General features: G+C 67.1%; 17 protein-coding genes, 1 tRNA gene and 7 pseudogenes. 11 read left to right on the top strand and 14 right to left on the bottom strand.

The annotated features are described in order from the left end of the window. Window positions 1–93 (bottom strand): annotated as a pseudogene (locus ACFYOH_RS34465) (transposase); the annotation flags it as partial. A 50-nt stretch (window positions 94–143) separates the two neighbouring features. Here ACFYOH_RS34465 and ACFYOH_RS34460 point away from each other — a divergent pair. The 3 genes from ACFYOH_RS34460 (at window position 144) to ACFYOH_RS34450 (ending at window position 2,026) form a co-directional block, all read left to right on the top strand. Then, window positions 144–503: a hypothetical protein gene (locus ACFYOH_RS34460; protein ID WP_388633969.1), complete on the top strand. Its 360-nt coding sequence runs from the start codon at window positions 144–146 to the stop codon at window positions 501–503. 391 nt (window positions 504–894) lie between these two features. Next, window positions 895–1,464 carry a DinB family protein gene (locus tag ACFYOH_RS34455; protein WP_388633967.1) on the top strand — a complete coding sequence of 190 codons (570 nt, stop codon included), beginning with the start codon at window positions 895–897 and terminating at the stop codon, window positions 1,462–1,464. Between the two features lie 388 nt (window positions 1,465–1,852). Next, entirely contained in the window at window positions 1,853–2,026 is a 174-nt protein-coding gene (locus ACFYOH_RS34450; RefSeq protein ID WP_388633965.1) for a hypothetical protein, read from the top strand. Between the two features lie 71 nt (window positions 2,027–2,097). On the opposite strand, the gene ACFYOH_RS34445 is transcribed toward ACFYOH_RS34450, so the two are convergent. The 3 genes from ACFYOH_RS34445 to ACFYOH_RS34435 all read right to left on the bottom strand — a co-directional run bounded on the left by ACFYOH_RS34445 (window position 2,098) and on the right by ACFYOH_RS34435 (window position 4,900). After that, window positions 2,098–2,334 carry an STAS domain-containing protein gene (locus tag ACFYOH_RS34445; protein ID WP_388633985.1) on the bottom strand — a complete coding sequence of 79 codons (237 nt, stop codon included), beginning with the start codon at window positions 2,332–2,334 and terminating at the stop codon, window positions 2,098–2,100. Window positions 2,335–2,813: 479 nt separating this feature from the next. Further along, the gene (locus ACFYOH_RS34440; RefSeq protein WP_388633962.1) at window positions 2,814–3,167 is read right to left on the bottom strand and encodes a hypothetical protein; all 354 of its coding nucleotides are present in this window, start codon (window positions 3,165–3,167) and stop codon (window positions 2,814–2,816) included. Window positions 3,168–3,382: 215 nt separating this feature from the next. Next, complete coding sequence (locus tag ACFYOH_RS34435) at window positions 3,383–4,900, bottom strand: helix-turn-helix domain-containing protein (RefSeq protein WP_388633959.1); 1,518 nt, start codon at window positions 4,898–4,900, stop codon at window positions 3,383–3,385. 1,011 nt (window positions 4,901–5,911) lie between these two features. Here ACFYOH_RS34435 and ACFYOH_RS34430 point away from each other — a divergent pair. Beyond that, window positions 5,912–6,436 (top strand): hypothetical protein, encoded by a 525-nt coding sequence (locus ACFYOH_RS34430; protein WP_388633957.1) that lies wholly within the window; start codon window positions 5,912–5,914, stop codon window positions 6,434–6,436. Between the two features lie 206 nt (window positions 6,437–6,642). Here the strand turns inward: ACFYOH_RS34430 and ACFYOH_RS34425 are convergent, their stop codons facing one another. Then, window positions 6,643–7,401: a DUF6928 family protein gene (locus ACFYOH_RS34425; protein ID WP_388633954.1), complete on the bottom strand. Its 759-nt coding sequence runs from the start codon at window positions 7,399–7,401 to the stop codon at window positions 6,643–6,645. Window positions 7,402–7,644: 243 nt separating this feature from the next. Continuing rightward, complete coding sequence (locus tag ACFYOH_RS34420) at window positions 7,645–8,079, bottom strand: hypothetical protein (protein WP_388633952.1); 435 nt, start codon at window positions 8,077–8,079, stop codon at window positions 7,645–7,647. 489 nt (window positions 8,080–8,568) lie between these two features. Here ACFYOH_RS34420 and ACFYOH_RS34415 point away from each other — a divergent pair, with 489 nt between their 5' ends. Next, the gene (locus ACFYOH_RS34415; RefSeq protein ID WP_030165679.1) at window positions 8,569–8,946 is read left to right on the top strand and encodes a nuclear transport factor 2 family protein; all 378 of its coding nucleotides are present in this window, start codon (window positions 8,569–8,571) and stop codon (window positions 8,944–8,946) included. Between the two features lie 80 nt (window positions 8,947–9,026). On the opposite strand, the pseudogene ACFYOH_RS34410 reads toward ACFYOH_RS34415, so the two are convergent. After that, window positions 9,027–10,135 (bottom strand): annotated as a pseudogene (locus ACFYOH_RS34410) (IS630 family transposase); the annotation flags it as partial. Window positions 10,136–10,499: 364 nt separating this feature from the next. Here ACFYOH_RS34410 and ACFYOH_RS34405 point away from each other — a divergent pair. Then, a pseudogene (locus ACFYOH_RS34405) lies at window positions 10,500–11,065 on the top strand (transposase). Between the two features lie 9 nt (window positions 11,066–11,074). Here the strand turns inward: ACFYOH_RS34405 and ACFYOH_RS34400 are convergent. The 3 genes from ACFYOH_RS34400 to ACFYOH_RS34390 form a co-directional block, all read right to left on the bottom strand. Then, window positions 11,075–11,302, bottom strand: a complete 228-nt coding sequence (locus tag ACFYOH_RS34400; RefSeq protein WP_388633949.1) for a hypothetical protein — start codon at window positions 11,300–11,302, stop codon at window positions 11,075–11,077. A 273-nt stretch (window positions 11,303–11,575) separates the two neighbouring features. Next, window positions 11,576–11,974 (bottom strand): hypothetical protein, encoded by a 399-nt coding sequence (locus ACFYOH_RS34395; RefSeq protein ID WP_388633946.1) that lies wholly within the window; start codon window positions 11,972–11,974, stop codon window positions 11,576–11,578. Further along, window positions 11,971–12,114 (bottom strand): hypothetical protein, encoded by a 144-nt coding sequence (locus ACFYOH_RS34390; protein ID WP_388633943.1) that lies wholly within the window; start codon window positions 12,112–12,114, stop codon window positions 11,971–11,973. The genes ACFYOH_RS34395 and ACFYOH_RS34390 overlap by 4 nt, the downstream gene beginning before the upstream one ends. A 456-nt stretch (window positions 12,115–12,570) precedes the next feature. Here ACFYOH_RS34390 and ACFYOH_RS34385 point away from each other — a divergent pair, with 456 nt between their 5' ends. Further along, complete coding sequence (locus ACFYOH_RS34385) at window positions 12,571–12,738, top strand: hypothetical protein (protein WP_388633940.1); 168 nt, start codon at window positions 12,571–12,573, stop codon at window positions 12,736–12,738. A gap of 230 nt (window positions 12,739–12,968) precedes the next feature. Here the strand turns inward: ACFYOH_RS34385 and ACFYOH_RS34380 are convergent, their stop codons facing one another. Both ACFYOH_RS34380 and ACFYOH_RS34375 read right to left on the bottom strand, forming a co-directional pair. Continuing rightward, window positions 12,969–13,475 (bottom strand): restriction endonuclease, encoded by a 507-nt coding sequence (locus ACFYOH_RS34380; RefSeq protein WP_388633937.1) that lies wholly within the window; start codon window positions 13,473–13,475, stop codon window positions 12,969–12,971. Between the two features lie 385 nt (window positions 13,476–13,860). Then, a pseudogene (locus ACFYOH_RS34375) lies at window positions 13,861–14,015 on the bottom strand (acyl-CoA dehydrogenase family protein); the annotation flags it as partial. A gap of 559 nt (window positions 14,016–14,574) precedes the next feature. Between ACFYOH_RS34375 and ACFYOH_RS34370 the strand changes: the two are divergent. Together ACFYOH_RS34370 and ACFYOH_RS34365 are read left to right on the top strand one after the other, a co-directional pair. Then, on the top strand, window positions 14,575–14,892 hold the full coding sequence (locus ACFYOH_RS34370) for a hypothetical protein (protein ID WP_388633934.1): 318 nt from the start codon (window positions 14,575–14,577) through the stop codon (window positions 14,890–14,892). A gap of 549 nt (window positions 14,893–15,441) precedes the next feature. Further along, on the top strand, window positions 15,442–17,154 hold the full coding sequence (locus tag ACFYOH_RS34365) for a recombinase family protein (RefSeq protein WP_388633932.1): 1,713 nt from the start codon (window positions 15,442–15,444) through the stop codon (window positions 17,152–17,154). On the opposite strand, the gene ACFYOH_RS34360 is transcribed toward ACFYOH_RS34365, so the two are convergent. Together ACFYOH_RS34360 and ACFYOH_RS34355 are read right to left on the bottom strand one after the other, a co-directional pair. Next, a tRNA-Leu gene (locus ACFYOH_RS34360) sits at window positions 17,119–17,203 on the bottom strand. The genes ACFYOH_RS34365 and ACFYOH_RS34360 overlap by 36 nt on opposite strands. A gap of 174 nt (window positions 17,204–17,377) precedes the next feature. Continuing rightward, window positions 17,378–18,017 (bottom strand): annotated as a pseudogene (locus ACFYOH_RS34355) (aldehyde dehydrogenase family protein); the annotation flags it as partial. A 116-nt stretch (window positions 18,018–18,133) separates the two neighbouring features. Here ACFYOH_RS34355 and ACFYOH_RS34350 point away from each other — a divergent pair. Together ACFYOH_RS34350 and frc are read left to right on the top strand one after the other, a co-directional pair. Continuing rightward, window positions 18,134–19,816 (top strand): annotated as a pseudogene (locus ACFYOH_RS34350) (thiamine pyrophosphate-binding protein). Between the two features lie 11 nt (window positions 19,817–19,827). After that, a pseudogene (frc, locus tag ACFYOH_RS34345) lies at window positions 19,828–21,038 on the top strand (formyl-CoA transferase); the annotation flags it as partial. Window positions 21,039–21,451 lie beyond the last annotated feature (413 nt).

Genomic DNA, 21,451 nt, shown 5'->3' with positions numbered 1-21,451 from the left:
CAGGCCGTCGCAGACCAGCATCAGGACATCGGCCGCGCCGCGGTTCTTGATCTCGGTCAGGACCTGGAGCCAGTACTTCGCGCCCTCACCTCCGTGAACCGACGTCCAGGAAGGCCGGGCAGAACCTGGTCACCTACACCACCGTGCGCAACGCCAAGTCGGCGCCGCTGTCGGGAGTGCTCTTCGACTACGAGATGGCGGCGCCCAGCAACCACAAGGGCGCGGCGCCAACCGTCTGGTGGACGTTCAACGGCGGGTCGTGGCACCACATGATCATGACCTGGTATCCGGCGACGAAGGCGTCCACCGCATTGTGGGTGGGCGGTGATGCCGTCCTCGGCAACCTTCCCGGCAACACGACCCGCAAGTTGGAGATGACCGTCGACTACCCGTCGGGCGCGACGCGGGGCATCTACGCGGGGACCGTTCTGGCGGGAGCGAAGACGTGCGAATCTCAGTTGCTGGAAGCGTTCCCGGTAACCACGGCGTACGAGCCACGGTAGTCACGTGTCAAAGGAGTGCAGACAGGCACAGCAGCAGTGAGTGTCTAACTGCGTGACAACGCCGACAGACAGCGGCGGACACCCGTGCACATCTACGGACCGTCGCCGCAGGTGAGCGTGACACCGGCCCAAGGTCGAAGCCCCACCCACGTTGCTTCGGGACGAGGTGGTGGGTTCAAATCCCGCCACCCTGACAGGTGAAACACCAGGTCAGGCCTGGTCTCTTTCTCAAGAGACCGAGCCTGATGCGTTCTTGGGAGGCGCCTGAAAAGTGAGCGGGGAGTGGATCACGGAAATCTCGCCTTTTCCTTGATTTAGGTCAGAATCTGACCTCTATGGCCCCTAGCGTCTTCCTTGCCCGGCGGAACACAAACCACGGAAGGCAGCGACCATGAGCGAGACCGTGACTGTCAACGAACCGGCCACCCACGACCCGGCCGATGCGCCGACCGCCACCGGCGAGCGCGCCGACTTGTTGGAGTCGCTGGCCAAGCATCGGCACTTCCTGCGTTTCACCACCCGCGACCTCACCGACGAGCAGGCCGGGCGCCGGACCACCGCCAGCCAGCTGTGCCTGGGGGGCCTGATCAAGCATGTCACTGCGGTCGAGCGAACCTGGGTGCAGTTCGTCCTTGACGGCCCGTCGGCAATGCCCGACTTCACCACCATGACCGAGGCCGACTGGGCCCGGCGGGCCGACGAGTTCCGGATGTTGCCCGGCGAGACGCTGGCCGGCGTGCTCGCCGACTACTCCGAGGTGGCCCGCCGGACCGATGAGCTGGTCGTCACCCTGCCCGACCTGGACGCCACACAACCGCTGCCGAAGGCCCCATGGTCCGAGTCGGGCGCGCGATGGTCGGCCCGCCGGGTGCTGATGCACATCATCGCCGAGACCGCCCAGCACGCCGGCCACGCCGACATCATCCGGGAGTCCCTGGACGGCGCCAAGACTATGGGTTAGCCAGCGACACGCCCTGTGACCCCGCAAACGCCTTGCCCCATGATCCGCGGGTCAGGGCGTCGGGCGAGCCAGCTGACATCTACGCCATACATCAACGGGCGCGGACGGTTCTCCCGTCGCTCGCAGGTGCCGAGGAACTCGGCTGCCCTGCAGCCGCGCGAAGGGGGTCATGCCAGAACCGTGCCAGGTTGTGCGGGGAACCACGGGGAAGGCGGGGAGCAGGTCGGCGGCCAGTCAGATGCTGTAGCTGCTCCGCCACAGGCCAGCCCAGCAATCGCCCGTCGAAGACCCAAGCTTCCCAAGCTGAGGGCGCTGATGGGACATCACGCGCTCAGGGGTTGCTTCCCCTCGTTAAGGGGCACTCGCCCTGTCGCGTGGAGGTAATGAGATGAGCGCCGGAGAGAAGGCCAAAGCAAAGGCCGAACAGGTGGTAGGAAAGACCGTTCGAACACTGGCTCACGCCGTACACAAAGATGATCTCGCAGCAAAGGGTGCAGCCCTCGAAGCGCGGGGCAAGATGCGGGGCGCGAAGGAAGGGGCCAAGGGCTCCTTCAAGCACTAAAAATGTCACCACCTCCGAGGGTGATCTAGCGGCGGTAGCTGAACCGGTCCGAGACCGCAAGCGTGCTGCGATCATGCAGTCGCGTTGCGGTCACGGTGGAGTCCGCCCTCCAGAACCGCCACCGCTTCCGCAACGGTGTCATGAACGGCTGGCAGTTGATCCACGCCGGTCATCTCAAGCACCCGCCTCAATACCGGTGGCACACACGCCAAGGCAAGGGCCGTCCCGTTGCTCGCTGCGATCCGGTGGGCCGCCAGGAGAGCGTTGAGATCCCCAGAGTCGCAGAACGTCACCCCGGACAGGTCCAGGACGACGCGGGGATGTCAGGTGGCTATGAGGTCATCCAAAAGCGCCTGATTGATGGGTCTGGTCAGGTAGTCCATCTCACCGATGACTCTGCCTACCGAGCAGCTACCTGCAAAGCTCCTCGCGATCGAGGGCATATCAGGCATGACCATCCACCGCTTCCCCAACCTGGGGCGCTGCAGGCCAAACGCCCGCAGGTCATCCCCCCGTCGATTGCTGCTGCCGTGCGCACCGTAAAGAGGGAGGGGCGGACAGTGACTATCCGCCCTCCCAGTGCCTGCCCGCAGCGGCCAACCATCGCCGACCACACAGGGCGCCCTTGGAAAGCGTGCACCTGTCCAGCATGCAGTGAAGATACGGCGCGGGCGACGGTCACGCACCGTGTCCACTGGCCGCCACCCCAGCGACATCTGCGTCTCGGCTGTCGATCCATCATCTGTCGTCTGCCTGTGGGAGGTTGGTGGGCCTCTTTGAACTTTAGCTAGGCGCGGCTGACGCTGACGCCGCCAACCAGGCCCCAGGCGTCGATCCGGACCGTCGGGCCACCCGGCTCGCTCGGACCATCGTCCTTCACTCCGCCCAGGCGCAGCCCGTGGACCTCCACCCGGACGTCGCGGCGGACCTTGAGGCTGACGCCGCCGATCAGGCTCAACTTGGTGATGCGCAGCTCGGTGCCGTCCGCGATGTCGATGTCCGTCAGATCGACGTCGGCACCACCGATGAGGGAAGCAGTGACGGTCCTCTCGTGGAGGGTGGCTCCTGCCAGGCGATGACCGCCGATCAGGCTCACCTTGATATCGGTCTTCTGTGGGTTCTCCCCGTTGCTCTTCGTCATGAGAGGTACCGTACGGACGTCGACCCGCGAGCCCCAGTACTCTGCATCCGGTATTGCATATGACAGGTGTCATGCCGGAGCCGACACCGAACCTGAGTGGAACGCAGCGGGCGTTCCTAGCCGAAGCGGCAGCAACCGGCCCCTCCAGCAGCATGGGCCTGGGTGACGGGGAACGGTCACATCGCGAAAATGGCCCGAACAGCTCCCACGTTCCCTCAAGAGTCGGTGGGTACCCACTGACGCACACCGTGGTCGTTCGTGCCGTACCAGTAGTGGGGCAGGCCCTTGATGCTGCTGGTGCGGAACGGGTGGCCGTGGTCGTCGATGCGGACCGTGCCGGTGCGGCCCTGGGATGACCAGTCGAGTTCCAGGTACCAGTTGCAGTCGTAGGCCTCGGTCGTCGCGGTGACCTGCAGCACCTCCGGGTCCTCGGCGGAGACGCGGTAGGGGAACTGCACCGCGGGGACGGGCTTTCCGCTGTCGTTGCCGGGGCGCGCGTGGGCGATCGGGCGGTCGACGTCCAGGTTCACGGAGAAGTTGCGGGGCGGCAGATCACTGCCGCAGCCCTGGCCCATGGCGTACGCGTTGCCGGTGACCGGGGTGCCGCGGCTGACGATACGTACCCGGAGGGCCGCGAGGACCACGGCCGTGGACGACTTCCCCTGAACCGAGATCTGCACCATCGTCTGCCGCCCAGGTACCGCCTGCTGCGTCGCTGCCCACACTCCGGCGTCCTGCTCTACCGGCGGCGGGGGCACCTGGGCCGGCTCCTTCCCGATGACGTAGTCGTGCCCGCAACCGCCGTCCCAAATCTGCGAGTCGGCGGTCCACGCAAGCGGCACACCAGTTGACACGGGGGCGTCGCTCTTCGTCTCTGCCGACGATCCGCCCTTCGACTCGGGGCTCCCTGAAGCCCGTACTCCCGTGGAGGGCGAGGCCGAAGAACGGCTGCGGGAGGGGCCGGCCGCAGCTGCCGAGGGGTGGTGTGACGTACCGGTTCCTGTCGTACGGGACTGACCGAGGGCCTTGGCGGAGTTGTCGTGAGACCGGTCGGCCGACAGCGCCGACATACTGCCCAGCGTCACCAGCAGTACGGTCGCCGTGGCTGTGCCGACGACGGTACGGCGACGGCGGTACCAGGGCCGTCCAGTTGAGCGGACCGCATCGCACTGGGCCGTCGACTCGCGACTGCCCGGTTCAGGAACGTCGGGAGCAGCCAGTGCGGCGTCGGGGGCGCCCGCATCGAGTCGCGGTGGTGAACCGCTCGTGCCGCCCCCGTCACCACCGATGCCGTCGGCGCCACCCACACTGCACGTGCTGCCACCCGCACGCCCCGCCGTCCGGCTGTCCGGACCCGAAGCCCGCTCGTCCCCTGTCGGCTTCAGTGCCCCTTCGGTCTTTGTCGGCTCCGCTGCCTCCTCACCCGCCCTCGGCCGCTGTCGTGCCGTCACCGCGAGCAGCCACAGGCGGTGCAGATCGAGGCGTTCCTCCGGTGTTGCTCCGCAGAAGGCGGCCAACCGCTCCACCGGGGCGTAGTCCTGCGGGACCGTCTCGCCCGCGCAGTAGCGGTGCAGCGTGGAGGTGTTCATGCCGAGACGGCGGGCCAGGGAGCCGTAGCTCCGGTCCGTGCGGTCCTTCAGCCAGCGCAGCAGCGCCGCGAACTGCTCGACGTCGTCCTCGGTCGACACCGCTCCCCCAAACTCCCACGTGTCCCCGTATCTCAGGCGGTCCATATACCTGCACGTCAGATGGGCTGGGATGGTTCCACCCTCGCCGGGCGGGCGTCCGGCGTTGCGCGGAGCCGTCGTGACGGCTGATGCTCTTGGTGTCGCACCGACCAGGACCGGACCGGCCAGTCGGCGGCGGGCGACAAACGACACTCATGCACTCATCCACGGGAGACACCCATGCCCCAGCGCACCCGAGCAGGCCCGCCCCTCGCACTCGCCGTCACGGGCTCGCCCTCGGCACGACGCTCGCCACACTGGCAAACGTCGCGGCCAAGGCGTCGGCTTCCTCACGGCGGCCCAACTCCCGTCGTATCCAAGCTCGTCCTGAACGGTCAGCAAGGTCACCGCCTGCGTACCGGAGGCGGTGGAACAGGACCGCTGTCTACGCATGGCGGTGGGCAGCGACAGCCCGGACGTGGTACCGGGAGCTCCGCACCGAACTCGACAGGAGCGACCGTCCGTCAGGTCAGCGTGAAGTTGTCCAGGACGGCTGTGGCGAAGGGGCGCTTCTCGCGGCCGAGCAACGGAGTCAAGTCCTGTGCGCACGCATCGAGAAGGCCGGCCCGGAGACCGAGGCCACGCTGAAGGGCTACGGCACGCTGCCTGCCGAAGAGGGCAGGCACGGATACGGCCTGCACACGGTGACCCCCTGGGGCGTCTTTGACACCCGTCTCGCGACTTCGGGCATGCGCCGGTGAAGGCCTCCAAGAAGACGGCCGTCACGGGCCGTGGACAAGCTCCGCTGACCGCATGACCGGGGCCGCCCTCTGCCACGGGGGTGGGGAGGGCGGCCAATCGACCACTGACAGGGTTATTCGGCGCGATTCAGCAGGACTTGGTGTCGTCGATCGCGCCCCGAGCCGCGGCAGGGCGGAATGGGTCCGCGCAGCAGCAGATGTTCATGACTCCGGGGCAGCGCCCGCCGACCCGCAAAGGCGATAGCCACACGACGGCCCCGGCACGAAGACACCGGGCCGAGAGCAACCACATATGGAACAGAAAAGGAAGATGCACATGAACAGGAAGTCCCTCGCACACCGCCGTACGGGCCGCCGCGCGGCCGTCGCCGCCGGCCTCGTCCTGGCTGTCGGACTCGGTGTGTCGACACAGGTGTCGGCACAGGCATCCGTCCATGCCCCCGCAAAGTCGTCCACCGCCGCACCGCAGTCCGTCAGCGGCACGAGCGGCCAAGTGGTGACCCGGGTCGCCGACTTCTACGGCGCGTACATCGACGCGATCGGCGACTACACGGACCCGGACACCACGCTGGAAACGGTGCTCCGCAAGCACTACCTGACGCCCGACTTCGCCAAGCGACTGGCGGCCTGGGAGAAGAAGCACGCGGCGGACGGTGTCCTGCGTGCCCAAAACGTCCCGCGGAAGTGGACGGTGACCGACAACGGCGCCGTGGGTAACGGCCATGAGGTCATCGTCACCCTGACCTTCGGCAGCGGGGAGACGACGCAGCAGATCAAGCTTTTCGTGCTGGTGGAGCGGTACAACCACATCGTCGACATCGGCACCACGAGCAACCGCTGACAGCGGAGCCGCTCCACCCGGTCTGTCATACCCCTAATTGCGGTGCTCACGCAAGAGCACCCTCCCGGGCCGTCCTCGGGCCGTGGAAGGGCGCTCAGCGATGACGAACGTCGACAGCTGGCGACAGCTCAGCAGCAGATCAGGGCCTTGATCAGTTAGACGGCCGCAGGTCACGGCCGCCGGTGATCAGTTGTGGCTGAGCTGAGCTACAGGCCTTCGCGCTCAACCAACGAACCATCAGGCCCCAGCGTGTAAACGCGCGACGGCTGCATCGCTTCAACCGCCCTCCGTAGTGCCGATTCCTGCTCGGCACGAGCAGGCACATGCGGGTCTTGTACATGGAATCCGTACAACTCGATGGCCTCCGCGTCGACATCATCGCGCTGTGGACGGCCTTCCTGGATGAAGCCGCAGAGCGCACGCAACGCGTCCTCGCCCAGGTCCAAGGGGTGAAAGGGTAGGGGGTAGGACTCTTCCTCCTCGTCGGGCCAGGGGACGATGTTGGCCGGGCGGTCTCCAGCCCAGTAGGGCAACTCAAAGGGGAGCGGTTCGCCGATGTTCTCGATGGTGCCGCTGTCCGGGGACAGGCTCAGGGAGCGGACGAGGCGCCCGTCCTCCCAGACGGCGAACGCCAGCCAGTCGACGACGCTGTGCATCGCATGCAGGACGAGTCGTCGGCTGGCGCTTGCCGCCACGAGGTGTTCCGGGAGTTGGGAGGGGGCGTCGATCATCACCCTTTGGTCGCCGATGACATCCACGCCCGGCCAGCTGGCCGCGTACGCCGTTCCCTTCGGGGGGTAGACGCCGTCCCAGAGGTTCGAACCCCCGCATTCCTTGATCTCCCAGCCTGGGTAGAGCCGCCGCATCATGGCGGTAGTCCGGTCAAGGTTCGCCGCGTCCACCTGGCGCAGCAACTCCGGCACGTCACCGTCGGCGTACACCAGCAATCCCGTCTTGGCTCCCAAAGCCCCTCCCCAGAGCGTCATCCTCGATGGCGAACGCACCATAGCCTCACGCACTGACAACGGAGGAGACTCAGCCCGGCTGTCGGGCTGGGCCGTCCCCGGGCCGTGCGAGGCCGCCCGACGCCGACCAACGACGACAGAAGCCCACGGCATCTGAGCAGTTCAGAGCCGTGGGCTTCGTCAATCCCGCTGGTCGGCGGGACCCGTGATCAGTAGACCGGATATTGAGATCGCGTGGAAGGCTCAGACGTGTGACTGTTCGTCGGTGGCCGAGTGACGGCCTCCGTACGAGGTGACCAACGCGTCGGCGACGGCCGCCGCGTCTGCGTCGGCTATGTCCGCCGGGTACTCCGGCAGAAGGTCGTCCCAGACGGGCAGCCACGATCCATACAGCTGGGCCTGCCCCTCGGGTCGGGCGAAGAACCAGATGTGCAGGTGTGCAGCTCCGTCACCGATCCGGTAGACGTGAGCTCGGGAGATATGCGGTAGTGCCTGCACTTGGCGGACGATGTGAGTGGTGAGCACCCCGAGTTCGGCGGCCATTTCGTCGGACAGTTCCGCCATGTCGTAGTGATCGCGGGAGTACAGCATGAGCACTAGAGGCACACCGACGCCCTTGACCCGGGTCAGTCGCCAGCGTTCGTTGAACCAGATGCCTTCGTCTCGGGCGCGGCACACGTCACAGTTCGACGGGTCCTCGCCGTGTCGTTCTGGCTCGGGCAGAACGGGTGGTCGCAGCGGTGCGACGCGAAGTCCATCAGGCTCGAACGGGCTTATGTCCCAGCTGGTCATCCGTGCCAGCGGAAGCCGAAGCTCACCATCCGCGGCCGCACGTGCATGGTCGTAGAACTCATCAGGTCGCAAAGCCATGATCGGAGGCTAATTCGTTGGTAACAGCCCTAGAGACGGCAGGGTGCCGTTCCCGGGGTGTTCGAGTGGTGAGGGCCGTCACGCCGCTCGCGAAGCCTCTGGTTAGACCGTGCAGCCGGCCCTCACGCTCGCGGTGGCGGCGGTCGCGTGGACGCCAGGCGGATGTCTATTGCTGCCCCGACCACACCTTGTACTGCCCCGGCGGAAGATGCCTAGTGCTGTGACCGGGATGGTTCACCGTTATCGGATTGCGGCTCGCGGGACGAGCGCACGCGAAACGGCTGGTATTACTGGGGCATGCAGGAAGAGATTGCACGCTCCGCGATCGACACGTTCATCTCCGCGTTCAACGCCTCGGACGACAGCTATGTGACTGCCCTGCTCTCCCAGGCTCTGACCTCAGACGTGGTCTTCTGGGGGCCGTTGGGTCGCAGCGAAGGAATCGCGGCGGTCGAGCGGTTCGTGCTGGACATCCGGCGCCACCCGGCGGGGACCGGCACGATGGTGCGCTGCTCGGCGGTGGACATGCCTGACGAGTGGGCCCGGTACCGGTGGGTCTTCACCACGCCGGATGGAGGTCCCCGCCTGGCGGGAACGGACGTCGTCCATCTGCGGCGGAGCCTCATCGACCAGGTCATCGTCTTTGCGGGGGAGATCGAACCGTCCGCCTCCTGATTCTTCCTTCTGTCACTGTCCTTCTCCTGAACTTGCCCCCTTCGGCGCTCGGGGGCTGCGGTTCGCGGTTGGTCAGGCTGGGTGTTGAGGGGGCGTCCGCCCCAGCGGATGCCCTTCTCGCTGCGGACGCGGGCGCGTTCCTTGCGTTGGGCGGCAAGTACGTCGGGGTGGCGAGCGTTGGTATTGCGCCAGCGCAGGTAGCGGTGCAGTGCCTGGGTTTGCGCGGGGTGGCTGCGGTGGTGGGAGTTGGCCAGGGTGAACTGCCGCAGCGGGCCGAAGTGGGCCTCGATCGGGTTGGCCCAGGAAGCGTAGGTCGGGGTGAAGCACAGCTCGACCTTGTTCTTCTTCGCCCAGCGGCGGATGTCCGCGCCGGTGTGGGCGGAGAGGTTGTCCAGGATGATGTAGATCGGGGCGCCGTCGGGTCGGGCGGCGCGGATCGACTTGAGCGCGGCCAGGGTGTTGGCGGTGCCCTTGCGACGTCGGTTGACTCCCCACAGGCGGTCGGCGCCCACGGAGTAGCAGCCGTGGAAGTAGGTGACGCCGTGAGTGCGGCGGTAGGTCGCCTGCAGCCGGTTTGGCTTGCCCTGTTTCGCCCAGCAGGAGCCCGCGGTGGGCCGGATCCCCAACGGCCCGAACTCGTCGGAGGCGAAGACCCGGTCCGGGAAGCGGTCCAGCACCTGCTCAATCCGGTCGAGCTTGGCGTCGCGATCAGGGTCGGGCGACTCCTTCCAGGTCTTGGTGCGCTGGAAGGTGATGCCGCGGCGCCGGAGCAGGCACCGTAAGGCTTCACGGCCGATGCGGATGACACGTCCGTGCACTTTCCGCAGGTAGGCGGCGAGTTTGCGGATCGACCAGCGGGTGAAGGGTTGGCCGATGTGGGGCGTGTGGTGGCCGTCCGGATGACGAAGTCCTCGTCGTCAGGGGTGAGCAGGCGGGGACGGCCTCCCGCCCACTGAGGGTCCAGGCAGGCCAGGCCGATCTCGTTGAAGCGGTGGATCACATCGCGCACGGTGTCCTCATCGGCGTGGACCAGCTGGGCGATCACCGGCACCCGGTTCCCGCCCGCCGAAGCGAGCATCATCATCGCCCGCCGGTAGCGCACCGAACTGGTGCTGCCCCTGCGCATGATCTGCTGCAGCTTCTGCCCCTCCTGGTCGGTCAGTCTGCGTACACGGACAGGCTCGGCCACCGGGCCTCCAGCGATCGGATCGGACGTCGCCGCACATCCAACCGCCACGACCGCCAACCCGGTGAACCTATGCGGTCACCGCACTAGGTGTAGATCGGCGGCGCCCGGAGCCGTCGAGCGTCAACACGCACCGCCTGGTCGCTCGTTGGTGTTGGTGGGGCAAGCCCACCGCACGGTGACCTCTCGGTGCAGCCGAGCTGTCTGAGCTCCCGCATAGGCCGAGGCCCGCGCGGTGCGCTGGTGTCACGAACACGGCTAGTGAGGCGTCGATCCGACCGTCGTGGTCGAGACCTTGAATTAGGGAGCCGCGTGGCCCGCATGCGCTCGTGACCAGCGCAGAAACCCGAACCTTGGGCAGGGACCCATCTTGATCTACTGCGGAATCGACTGGGCGGAGAAGGCCCACGACGTCGCCCTGGTCGACGACAAGGGCCAATTACTGGCCAAACGGCACATCACCGACGCCGCGGTCGGCTACAAGATCCTGCTGGACCTGCTCGCCGAGCACGGCGACAGCGAGGACAGCCCGATCCCAGTGGCGATCGAGACCTCCCGCGGCTTGCTCGTCGCGGTCCTGCGGACCGGCAAGCGGCAGGTCTTCGCGATCAACCCGATGGCCGCGGCCCGCTACCGCGACCGGCACTCCGTCTCCCGCAAGAAGTCCGACCCGGGCGACGCCCTGAAGAACGACCGGCTCAACCATGCCGGCTACCTGTGGGCCTTCGCCGCCCTGACCGCCTCGCCCGGAGCCAAGACCCACTACGCCGACGACGCGACAAGCACGGCGACTGGCACGCCTCCGCCTTGCGCAACTTGTTCAATCGCATGGTCGGCCAGCTCTACCACTGCCTGCAGCACGGCGAGCACTACGACGAAGCGCAGGCCTTCCCGTCCCTGCTGGAAGGGCTCGAAGCGACTGCGGCCGCCTGAGCCCAGCTCCTACTCCGGGATAACCAGACCGAACTCGCGCAGTCGAGGCAAACAGGCATCCAGGCAGGCCTCCACCGACACGGCGTCCGTGCGCACCAAGAGACCTTCGTGGAACGGGCTCCCGCTCGCCACGAACGTCCACGGCTTCACGCCGTCGCGCATGCGCTCGGCATCAGCCTTGAGCAACACCGTGACCCCCTGCTCGGCCAATGCTTCCATCACCCGCACCACGTCCACCGAAGCCCCCTTGCGTCCGTAATCGAACAGACGGCAAAGCTACACGGCATCTCAGCAACCGACTTGACGGCTTGGGAGCGTGAGGCGTCTAACCTGGTCCGTAACCGCCCTGACCGTGCCAGACGCGTGCCAGATCGTGCCGGGGGGGAGCCACGGGGAACAGCGATGCTCAAATCCGCAGACGGAACGCGCCTGCACCGCTGCAGTGCAGGTCAGCTCAACCACAACTGATAGATCATGTCAGCTTCCCAAGCTGATAGCGCTGAGTGGACGTTAAGTCCGTTTCTGGTAGCGGCCTCGTCCGGGTTGGGTGAGGAAGCCTTGTCGGACGAGGCGTCCCAGGCGGCTGCGCGTGACGTTGACGGTTGCCTCGTCGGTGGGCATGCCGAGGAGTTCGTGCAGCTCGCGGGCTCGGAATGCCCGGCCGGGGTGCTGGTTGAAGGCGTTCACGATGGCCTGGTAGGCGGTGTTCGTCTCGGGCGGATCGGGCTCGGTCCCGGGCGGGATGCGTTCGGCGATGATCTTCCGGGTGGTGGCCAGATCTGCGAGTCGTGCTTCGGTCTCGGCCAGAGCGGCGGTCAAGTGGTCGATCTGCTTGCGTAGTTCGTCGGCCCTCGCCGTGGGTTTGTCGTGCTGGTCCTGGAGGTCTGCCAGGAGCTCGCTGATGTTCACGCGGCCAGCCCGAGGGTCTCGCGCCAGGTGGGGGCGGGTGTGGTGAGGCGGCGGGCCATGTTGGCGATGGAAGCCCGGTAGACGCGCGAGGCGGAGGTGTCGGGGCGGTGGTCGTACTCGCGAGCCAGGCGGCGGTGCACCAGCGAAGATCAGCACGGAAATTCCAGCTTGGGTGAAGAATTTCCATGATTCCATGCGGTTTTCATGCCGTGCGCGCATGCGATCCAACTGTTGCGTTGCTCCGTCAAGGCGCTGGAATTTTTCACCCCTGCGAATGCGAACATAATGATCACCTCCTCCGTCGATGACCTCCGGCCGCCAGCTCAACCGGTGATCATCTGTCCAAACAATGGGTTCGCCACCATTTCGATGGGAACTACACCCCGACTCTTCCGGCGGGGGCAAAATGGCCTTGCCCTCGACTGGCGCCGGCACTTGTGAGTGGGGTCCGCTTCGGCCGTCGGTACTCATGCGAGTGGTCCTTTCGTTAGGGAAGTCCTCCTAGATCGTCTTCGCCCGTGAGCGCCAAATGGCGCCCTGCGGCGCCGACTTGCTCAGGATAGATCCGCGTCGCTGCGGAAGGGAGGTCATCTGGCATGCCCGGCCCCGTACCGAACCGGGAGGCGGACCTCGCCCGCCCGCGGGAGCGCAGGGGCGGCGGCGTGCAGTCGGTGACGCGTGGCGTCGCCCGGCCCACGAAGGTGCCGAACTCCGACCGTAACTGGCACCCCATCGCGAAGCGCCTGTGGGACTCCCTGAAGTAGTCCGGCCAGGCCGACTTCTACCAGCAGTCCGACTGGGCCCTCGCCTACTCCCTCTGTGAAGACCTGTCCTACTACGGGAAGTCCGGGAAGCGGTCGGGACAGACGCTCCAAACCATCTACAGCGCCTTCGAGCGGCTCCTCGTCGCCGAGGGCGACCGGCGCCGTGTACGCATCGAACTGCACGAGCCTGAGCCGGAGGAGCAGTCTGCAGCCGTGCTCGCCATCGCCGACTACAAGAAGGACTTGGGGCTCGCGTAGTACAGCCGACGCATGCTGGGGTCCCGAGTCAGAACGGCCTCGTCGAAGTCGTCCTGCAGATCCTCCCACCGCGGCCGTGGTCGTTCCCAGACATAGAGATCGACCTGGGGATGGGCCGCGCGAGCGAGGCGCGAGAAAGCCGGGGCCGTGATGCTGCCGAACACGCATAGGACTCCACGGTCCACATCGAGATCGTGGAGCTTGCCGATGAACTCCTCGACCGTCGCAAGCCCGACCGCTCTCTCGTACCTCTTGCACTCGAAGACGATCTTCATCTCTGTCCCGGCCAGCTTGCCGGAGACCAAGACGTCAATCTGCCGTTCGATGCCGCTCATTCGTCCCGTGAGCCGAGCGTCATGCGTGACCGTCGCTCTCGGATCAAGGTCTGTCACCCACTTGGTCACGGTTGCCTCAAAGGCCCGCCAATCAGTCTCATTGTCGGCGCGAGGGTCGCTCCTCAAGTACATGACATTACCCATCTGTTGACTGTATCCCGAGGCACCGACAGGCCGAGTGGTCCTCAGCTTTCCGGTGAGGGGAGGTGAGTCCCTTTCCAGCCCTCACGGCATAAGAGATCGACGCCCTCGAGCCGTCGTTCCTCGGTCCGACATGGACGAAGGAGCCAGACGGTTTCTGGAAGCTCCCCGAGCGCACGCTCGGCTGGCAGATCGCCGGTTGGTGCGCCGAGTTCCTCAAGGCCGAGGACTGCGGGCCCTGGCGCTTCACACCGGACCTGGGCCGACCGGGGCCGGACCCTGCCGGGCCGCCACGACCCGGAGTGGATCAGCCTGGCGGCCCCGACGATCCGCACGGGGCAGTTCAGTGAGCTTCGGGTCCCGCCACGTGACGGGCGATGACCATCCGCTAGATCTGGTTGGTGCCCTCGACGATCTGCAGGACCTTGGCCTCGCGCATGTAGCGCTCGGCCGGGAAGTCGGCGGTGTAGCCGTCCCGCCGAGGATCTGCACGGCGTCCGTGGTCACCTTCATGGCCGTGTCGGTGCAGTGCAGCTTCGCCATGGGCGAGCAGCTCCGCTTCGTCTTGTGGTGGTACGCGGTCGACGAGAACGGCCGCTTCATCTACTGCAAAGGAGTCCTTCAGCGCCTCAAGGGCTGGGGCTTAAGGCAAGGACCCGCTTCTCGCGGTCATCTCCCTGGTTGAGTTCGTCGGTCCGTCACGGTTCTCGCACTGGGCCCAGACCGGGCAGCCGGTCGGCGTCCCGCATGCCCAGGCATGGGTACAGATCGCGGCCGTCAGCCGCGACCAGACGCGTAACACGATGACGCTGATGCCGTACTTGATGTCGGACAAGCTCATCGAGACGTACGGCATCAGGGCCGGGGCCAAGCTGATCCGTGTGAAAGGTGGCCGGCAGAGACTCGAAGCGGTCACCTCGTCGTTTCGCGCCCTGCAGGGCGGCCGAGTCACGTTCACGGTGCTTAACGAGACGCGCCACTGGGTGATTGGCAACAACGGCGACCGCATGTACAAGACGATCGACGGTAACGCGACGAAGAAGGACTCGCGTTATCTGGCGATCACGAACGCCTATCTGGTGAGGACTCCGTCGCCGAGAAGATGCGCGAGGCGTTCGAGAGGATCCGTGAGGGCCGCGCTGCGGACATCGGCGTCATGTGCGACTCGATCGAGGCCCACCCCGCAACACCCCTGACGCCCGAAGCGATCCGCATCGTCCTGCCGAAGATCCGCGGTGACGCAGTGTGGCTGCGGGTCGAGACGATCCTTCAGTCGATCCTCGATACGGCGATCGCTCCGAGCCGGTCGCGGCGGATGTGGCTGAACCAGATCGTTGCAGCTGAGGACGCCCTGTTCGGCCCGGCCGAATGGGATGTGCTACGTAACGGCGCGCTGAGCTCCAGCCCGGCGCCGAGATAACGATCGGCTTCGATGGCGGTCTCCGCGACGGCATCACAGCATTGGTCGCGCTTCACGTCAGCGAGATGGCGGCCTTCGTGCTGGGGCCGTGGGAGCAACCGGACGGCCCGGCAGGGAAGGACCTGCCCTTGATCCATTCTTCGGCTGAGCCACCAATCCCGGCCGCACCCGGTCCTTGGCCAGTGAGGACGGCAAATCTGCCGTGCAATATACCTATGACGGATGTGTCGGCATCGAGGAGACATCTGGTCCGGCGCCAACAGCGTATGCCTCAGCACCCATCCGACCAGCACTCGGGCCCGGACAACCCCCAAAAGATCCACGTGGACCTCCCCGAAGAGCCACCCGACGTGGCTGAGTCCGTTGCCACCGCCCTCCTGCACCTCCTTCACGCCATGGTCGCCGATCCCAACCAGGCGCGCCCCGAGGCCGGAGCCACCTAGCAAGGGCAGACCCCGCTGGCTCTTCTCGCCCATTCGAGGTACGACAGACCGCCGCATAACACCCGCAACGCGCTCCACGTCCTACCCACTGGGGGTCTGACTACACGTGATCCGTTTCGCCTTCGCCGGACGCTGTTCCACCGAGGACCTTCAAGATCCCGAGGCGTCCAGGAACTGGCAGCTCACCCGTGCCCGAGCCCTGATCGAGCCCGCCGGGGGTCAGATCGTCAGCGAGTACTTCGACGTCGGCCATAGCCGTTCCCTGCCCTGGCAGCGCCGCCCACGCGCGAACGAACTCCTCCAAGCCCTCCGCGACCCGCATCGCGGGTTCGACGCGGTGGTGATCGGGGAGCCGCAGCGCACGTTCTACGGCAACCAGTTCGGCAACACCTTCCCCGTCTTCGTCCACTTCCGCATCCCGCTGTGGGTGCCGGAGGTCGGCGGGCCGATCGACCCGGAGAACGAGGCCCACGACCTGGTCATGTCCGTCTTCGGCGGCATGAGCAAGGGCGAGCGCAACCGCATCAAGATCCGGGTCCGGACCGCGATGAGCTCCCAGGCCCAGCTCCAGGGCCGCTACCTCGGCGGGCGGCCGCCATACGGGTACCGGATCGCCGACGCGGGAACTCGCCCCAACCCCGCCAAGGCAGCCGCCGGACAGCTACTGCACAAACTCGAACCCGACCCCGCCACCGCACGCGTCGTGCTGCGCATCTTCACCATGTACGTCGAGGGCATGAGCGACGAGGTCATCGCCCTCCGACTCAACCACGATGGCATCCTCTGTCCCTCCGCCCACGACGCCGCCCGCAATCCACACCGTACGAAGAGGGCATGGCAGGCCGGCGCGGTCAGGGCGATCCTCCACAACCCCCGCTACACCGGCCACGAGGTCTGGAACAAACAGCGCAAGGAAGAACGCCTCCTCGACATCGACGACGTCACCCTCGGCCACCGCACCACCATGACCCACAACCCCATCGACGAGTGGATCTGGTCCAACGAACCCGCACACGAGCTGCTCATCACCAAGGAACTCTTCGAGGCCGCCCAGCGGGCCCGCCGGCAGCGCGCCCGCGTCTACCAGCGGCAGGAACGACCCAACCGGCGAAGCGGTCGGCGGGCCTACGTCCTCCGAGGACGGGTGAGGTGCACTCTGTGCGGGCGGAAGATGCAGCCCTCTGCGATCCGCGACCACGTCTACTACCGATGCGAGTACAAGGAAAAAGAAGCAGCCCTCTACCCCGGGCTCGACCACCCGCGCACCATTAACCTGCGCGAGGACACCGTCTGCCGGGCACTGGATGCCTGGATCGCCCGGGCCTTCGCCCCGGACCGGCTCACCGCCACCATCACCGCACTCAGCCAAGCCGGCATCGCGGCAAGCGCCGCACAGCCACAAACCCCCGAGCAGGCCCAAGCACGTCAGGTGATCAAGGAGTGCGAGCGGCGCCTTGCCCGCTACCAGGCCGCCCGCGACTCCGGAGCCGACCCAGCCGTCGCCACCCAGTGGATCAACGACGCGCAACGTGACAGGGAAGCGGCACAGAAGAAGCTCGACGCACTGCCCACCGTCACCCGGAAGAAGGAACCACCCCTCACGGCAGACCAGATCCGGGAGATCACTGACAGACTCAGAGACATCGCACAACGAATCCAAGCCGCCGACGCCGAGAAGAAAGAGCCCCTCTACGAAGCCCTGGGCATCACGATCACGTACGACAACGCAACGAGGACCGCGACCGTTAGGTCGAGGCCCTCGATTCCGTATCGCTATAAGGAGTGTCCGAGGGGGGACTTGAACCCCCACGCCCGATAAAGGGCACTAGCACCTCAAGCTAGCGCGTCTGCCATTCCGCCACCCGGACTAGGTGTCTGTCGCCTTGCCGGGGGTCTTCCCCGCGGCGACATGGACAACAATACCAAGGTTTCGGAGTGCGTTTCACCTGCGTATCCGTCCCCGGGGGCGGCCCGGGGCGTGCCGGGCCGCATGGTCGGTGGCGGTGTACGGAAGGTGTGATCCTGTGTACACACCGTGAGGGTCACGGCATGAGCTGGTACTCCGGGAAGTTCCCGGGCAGCCGCTCACCCGCCGGGCCCCCGGTCACGGCGCGGACCAGGAGGTCGCCGCCGAAACCGGGTGTCGTCGGGGCGCCCTCGGTGGAGCGGTACGGCGCCCCGGTCGACGGCCTCGGCGACCTGGTCGGTGAGTTTGGCCTTGGCGGCGTTGATCAGTGGGCCGAAGTCCAGTTCGGGGAGCGGGTCGGTGGGGTCCGCGACCGCGAGGGGGTGGCCGACGCGGACGGAGCGGACCGCGGGGAGGTAGGCGGCCAGGAATGCGTCGAACAGGGAACGCTGCACGACGAAACGCAGGTAAGCGGTGCAGCGCTGCTTTCCGCAGTCGAAGAGCTTGGGGATCACGGCGGTGAGCCGTTCCCAGCCGGAGAAGTCCCAGATGCCCCAGGTGTTCAGGCCCTCCTGTTCCGGGATGTGCCGTTTGCTGAGGCCGGCGACGGCGGTGGCGACGTCGGCTCCGGTGTAGCGGCCGCCGACGAAGGACACACAGCCGATCTCCGGCGCCCGCACCAGCGCCTGGTTCAGCTCACGGCCGCTGCCTCCGACGAGGGTGACCGGCACCCCCTCCCGGGCGGCCAGCGCCATGGCCAGGGTGAGGCCACCCACACAAGCTTCATACAGTATTCGTCGACTGTATGCAATCTACTGCATGCGGCCTGCCGACTGTCCGTACGCAGTGCACGCGAGCCGCCCAACCCCTACGAAAGGGACAGGACTTCGCCATGCCCGACGACACCCAGGACGTGATCTCCGGTGGTCATCTCGTTGCCAGGGCGCTGAAGGCCGAGGGGGTCGACCGCATCTACACCTTGTGCGGCGGCCACATCATCGACATCTACGACGGCTGCGTCGACGAGGGCATAGAAGTCGTCGACGTACGCCATGAGCAGGTCGCCGCGCACGCCGCCGACGGCTACGCCCGGATCACCGGCAGGCCGGGCTGCGCGGTGGTCACCGCCGGCCCCGGCACGACCGACGCCGTCACCGGGGTCGCCAACGCCTTCCGCGCGGAGTCCCCGATGCTGCTGATCGGCGGCCAGGGCGCGCTCACCCAGCACAAGACGGGGTCCCTGCAGGACCTGCCGCACGTCGACATGATGGCGCCGATCACCAAGTTCGCGGCGACCGTCCCGGACACCGCCCGCGCCGCCGACATGGTGTCGATGGCGTTCCGCGAGTGCTACCACGGCGCGCCCGGCCCCTCCTTCCTGGAGATTCCCCGCGATGTCCTGGACGCGAAGGTGCCGGCCGACAGGGCGCGAGTACCGAAGGCCGGCGCCTACCGGGCCTCCACCCGCTCGGCCGGCGACCCGGAGGCGGTCGAGAGGCTCGCCGACCTGCTCGTGCACGCCGAGAAGCCGGCCGTCCTGCTCGGCAGCCAGGTGTGGACGACCCGCGGCACCGAGGCGGCCGTCGAGCTGGTACGGGCCCTGAACATCCCGGCGTACATGAACGGCGCCGGCCGCGGCACCCTCCCGCCCGGCGACCCGCACCACTTCCGGCTCTCGCGGCGGTACGCCTTCTCCCACGCCGACGTCATCGTGATCGTCGGCACGCCGTTCGACTTCCGCATGGGCTACGGCAAGCGCCTCTCCCCCCGATGCGACGGTCGTCCAGATCGATCTGGACTACCGGACGGTGGGCAAGAACCGCGACATCGACCTCGGCATCGTCGGCGACGCCGGCCTGGTGCTGAAGTCCGTCACCGAGGCCGCCTCCGGGCGCGTCGACGGCGGGGCTTCGAAGCGCAAGGAATGGCTCGACGAGCTGCGCGCCGCCGAGCAGACCGCGATCGAGAAGCGGCTGCCGCAGCTGAGGTCGGACGCCTCCCCCATCCACCCGTACCGCCTCGTCAGCGAGATCAACGACTTCCTCACCGAGGACTCGATCTACATCGGCGACGGCGGCGACATCGTCACCTTCTCCGGGCAGGTCGTCCAGCCCAAGTCGCCCGGCCACTGGATGGACCCGGGCCCGCTCGGCACGCTCGGCGTCGGCGTGCCGTTCGTGCTCGCCGCCAAACAGGCCCGCCCGGACAAGGAGGTCGTCGCCCTCTTCGGGGACGGCGCCTTCTCGCTCACCGGCTGGGACTTCGAGACCCTGGTCCGCTACGACCTGCCGTTCGTCGGCATCGTCGGCAACAACTCCTCGATGAACCAGATCCGTTACGGCCAGGCCGCCAAGTACGGCAAGGAACGCGAGCGGGTCGGCAACACCCTCGGCGATGTCGCCTACGACAAGTTCGCGCGGATGCTGGGCGGTACGGCGAGGAGGTCCGCGAACCCGCCGACATCGGCCCCGCGCTGCGCCGGGCCCGGGAGTCGGGCAAGCCGTCGCTCATCAACGTCTGGGTCGACCCGGACGCGTACGCCCCCGGAACCATGAACCAGACCATGTACAAGTGAGGGGACCCAAGGTGACCACCAAGGCACTCGACGGCATCCGCGTCCTGGACATGACCCACGTCCAGTCCGGGCCCTCCGCCACCCAGCTGCTGGCCTGGCTCGGCGCCGACGTCATCAAGCTGGAGGCGCCGAGCGGCGACATCACCCGCACGCAGCTCCGCGATCTGCCCGACGTCGACTCCCTCTACTTCACGATGCTCAACTGCAACAAGCGCAGCATCACCCTGAACACCAAGACCGAGCGCGACAAGGAGATCCTCACCGAGCTGATCCGGCGCTCCGACGTCATGGTGGAGAACTTCGGTCCGGGCGCGGTCGACCGGATGGGGTTCACCTGGGACCGCATCAAGGAGATCGAGATCAACCCCCGGATCGTCTACGCCTCTATCAAGGGGTTCGGCGAGGGGCCGTACACCGACTTCAAGGCGTACGAGGTCGTCGCGCAGGCCATGGGCGGGTCGATGTCGACCACCGGTTTCGAGGACGGGCCGCCACTGGCCACGGGGGCGCAGATCGGTGACTCGGGCACCGGGGTGCACACAGTGGCCGGGATACTGGCGGCACTCCTCCAGCGCGAGCGCACCGGGCGCGGCCAGCGCGTCAATGTCGCCATGCAGCACGCGGTGCTCAATCTGTGCCGGGTGAAGCTGCGCGACAGCAGCGCCTGGCGCACGGGCCGCTCGCCGAGTACTCGAACGAGGACTTCGGCGACGAAGTGCCCCGCTCCGGCAACGCCTCCGGCGGCGGCCAGCCCGGCTGGGCGGTCAAGTGCGCGCCGGGCGGCCCGAACGACTATGTGTACGTCATCGTCCAGCCCGTCGGCTGGAAGCCGCTCAGCGAGCTCATCGGCCGGCCGGAACTCGCCGACGACCCCGAGTGGGCCACCCCCGAGGCCCGGCTGCCGAAGCTGAACAAGATGTTCCAGCTGATCGAGGAGTGGTCCTCGACCCTCCCCAAGTGGGAGGTGCTGGAGAGGCTGAACGCGCACAACATCCCGTGCGGGCCGATCCTGTCCGCCAAGGAGATCATTGAGGACGCCTCGCTGGCCGCCAACGAGATGGTGGTGCGTGTCCAGCACCCCGAGCGCGGCGAGTTCGTCACCGTCGGCAGCCCGCTGAAACTCTCCGACTCCCCCGTCGAGGTGAGCGGTTCACCGCTGCTCGGTGAGCACGACGAAGAGGTCTACGTCGGCGAACTGGGGCTCGGTGACGAGGAGTGGCGGCGGCGATCGCGTTGCTGCTGCGCCAGCCGGGCCGGGGCAAGGCCGAGAAGACCGGTAAGGCGGTCACGGCCCCGAGGACCCAGCCGTCGTCCTGAGCACGCCTCCCGGATGTTTCCCCCTCCGCGATCCGCTCACCGATCACCGGAGGGGGAACACCGCATGCCCAGCACACCCGGCTTCGCCGTACGCCCGCAGTCCTGGCCACCATGTCGGTCACCGGCGCCGGGCTCACTCGTCAACTTGCTTACGTCGGACGCGATTTGGCGCCGACAGTCGGCCCATAGTTCGTGACGCCGCTCGTGGCCGAGCCCCGCCCCTGGCGCACGTCGTGATGCGGCACGGGCTGCCGCTGATCACCGCCTTCGGCGAGTGCTCTCGGCCATCCGGCCCAGCACCCGCAACCGGGACCGGCG

The sequence above is a fragment of the Streptomyces sp. NPDC007856 genome (assembly GCF_042868225.1).
Lineage (GTDB): Bacteria > Actinomycetota > Actinomycetes > Streptomycetales > Streptomycetaceae > Streptomyces.
Note: the sequence above shows the minus strand (reverse complement) of the source record. Positions and strands in the feature narration are given on the sequence as shown.

Excerpts from the sequence above, each read along its gene's own strand:
- ACFYOH_RS34455 (WP_388633967.1), top strand. The coding sequence starts at position 895 with ATGAGCGAGACCGTGACTGTCAACGAACCGGCCACCCACGACCCGGCC.
- ACFYOH_RS34450 (WP_388633965.1), top strand. The coding sequence starts at position 1,853 with ATGAGCGCCGGAGAGAAGGCCAAAGCAAAGGCCGAACAGGTGGTAGGA.
- ACFYOH_RS34440 (WP_388633962.1), bottom strand. The coding sequence starts at position 3,167 with ATGACGAAGAGCAACGGGGAGAACCCACAGAAGACCGATATCAAGGTG.
- ACFYOH_RS34435 (WP_388633959.1), bottom strand. The coding sequence starts at position 4,900 with ATGGACCGCCTGAGATACGGGGACACGTGGGAGTTTGGGGGAGCGGTG.
- ACFYOH_RS34430 (WP_388633957.1), top strand. The coding sequence starts at position 5,912 with ATGAACAGGAAGTCCCTCGCACACCGCCGTACGGGCCGCCGCGCGGCC.
- ACFYOH_RS34415 (WP_030165679.1), top strand. The coding sequence starts at position 8,569 with ATGCAGGAAGAGATTGCACGCTCCGCGATCGACACGTTCATCTCCGCG.
- ACFYOH_RS34385 (WP_388633940.1), top strand. The coding sequence starts at position 12,571 with ATGCCCGGCCCCGTACCGAACCGGGAGGCGGACCTCGCCCGCCCGCGG.
- ACFYOH_RS34380 (WP_388633937.1), bottom strand. The coding sequence starts at position 13,475 with ATGGGTAATGTCATGTACTTGAGGAGCGACCCTCGCGCCGACAATGAG.
- ACFYOH_RS34370 (WP_388633934.1), top strand. The coding sequence starts at position 14,575 with ATGCGCGAGGCGTTCGAGAGGATCCGTGAGGGCCGCGCTGCGGACATC.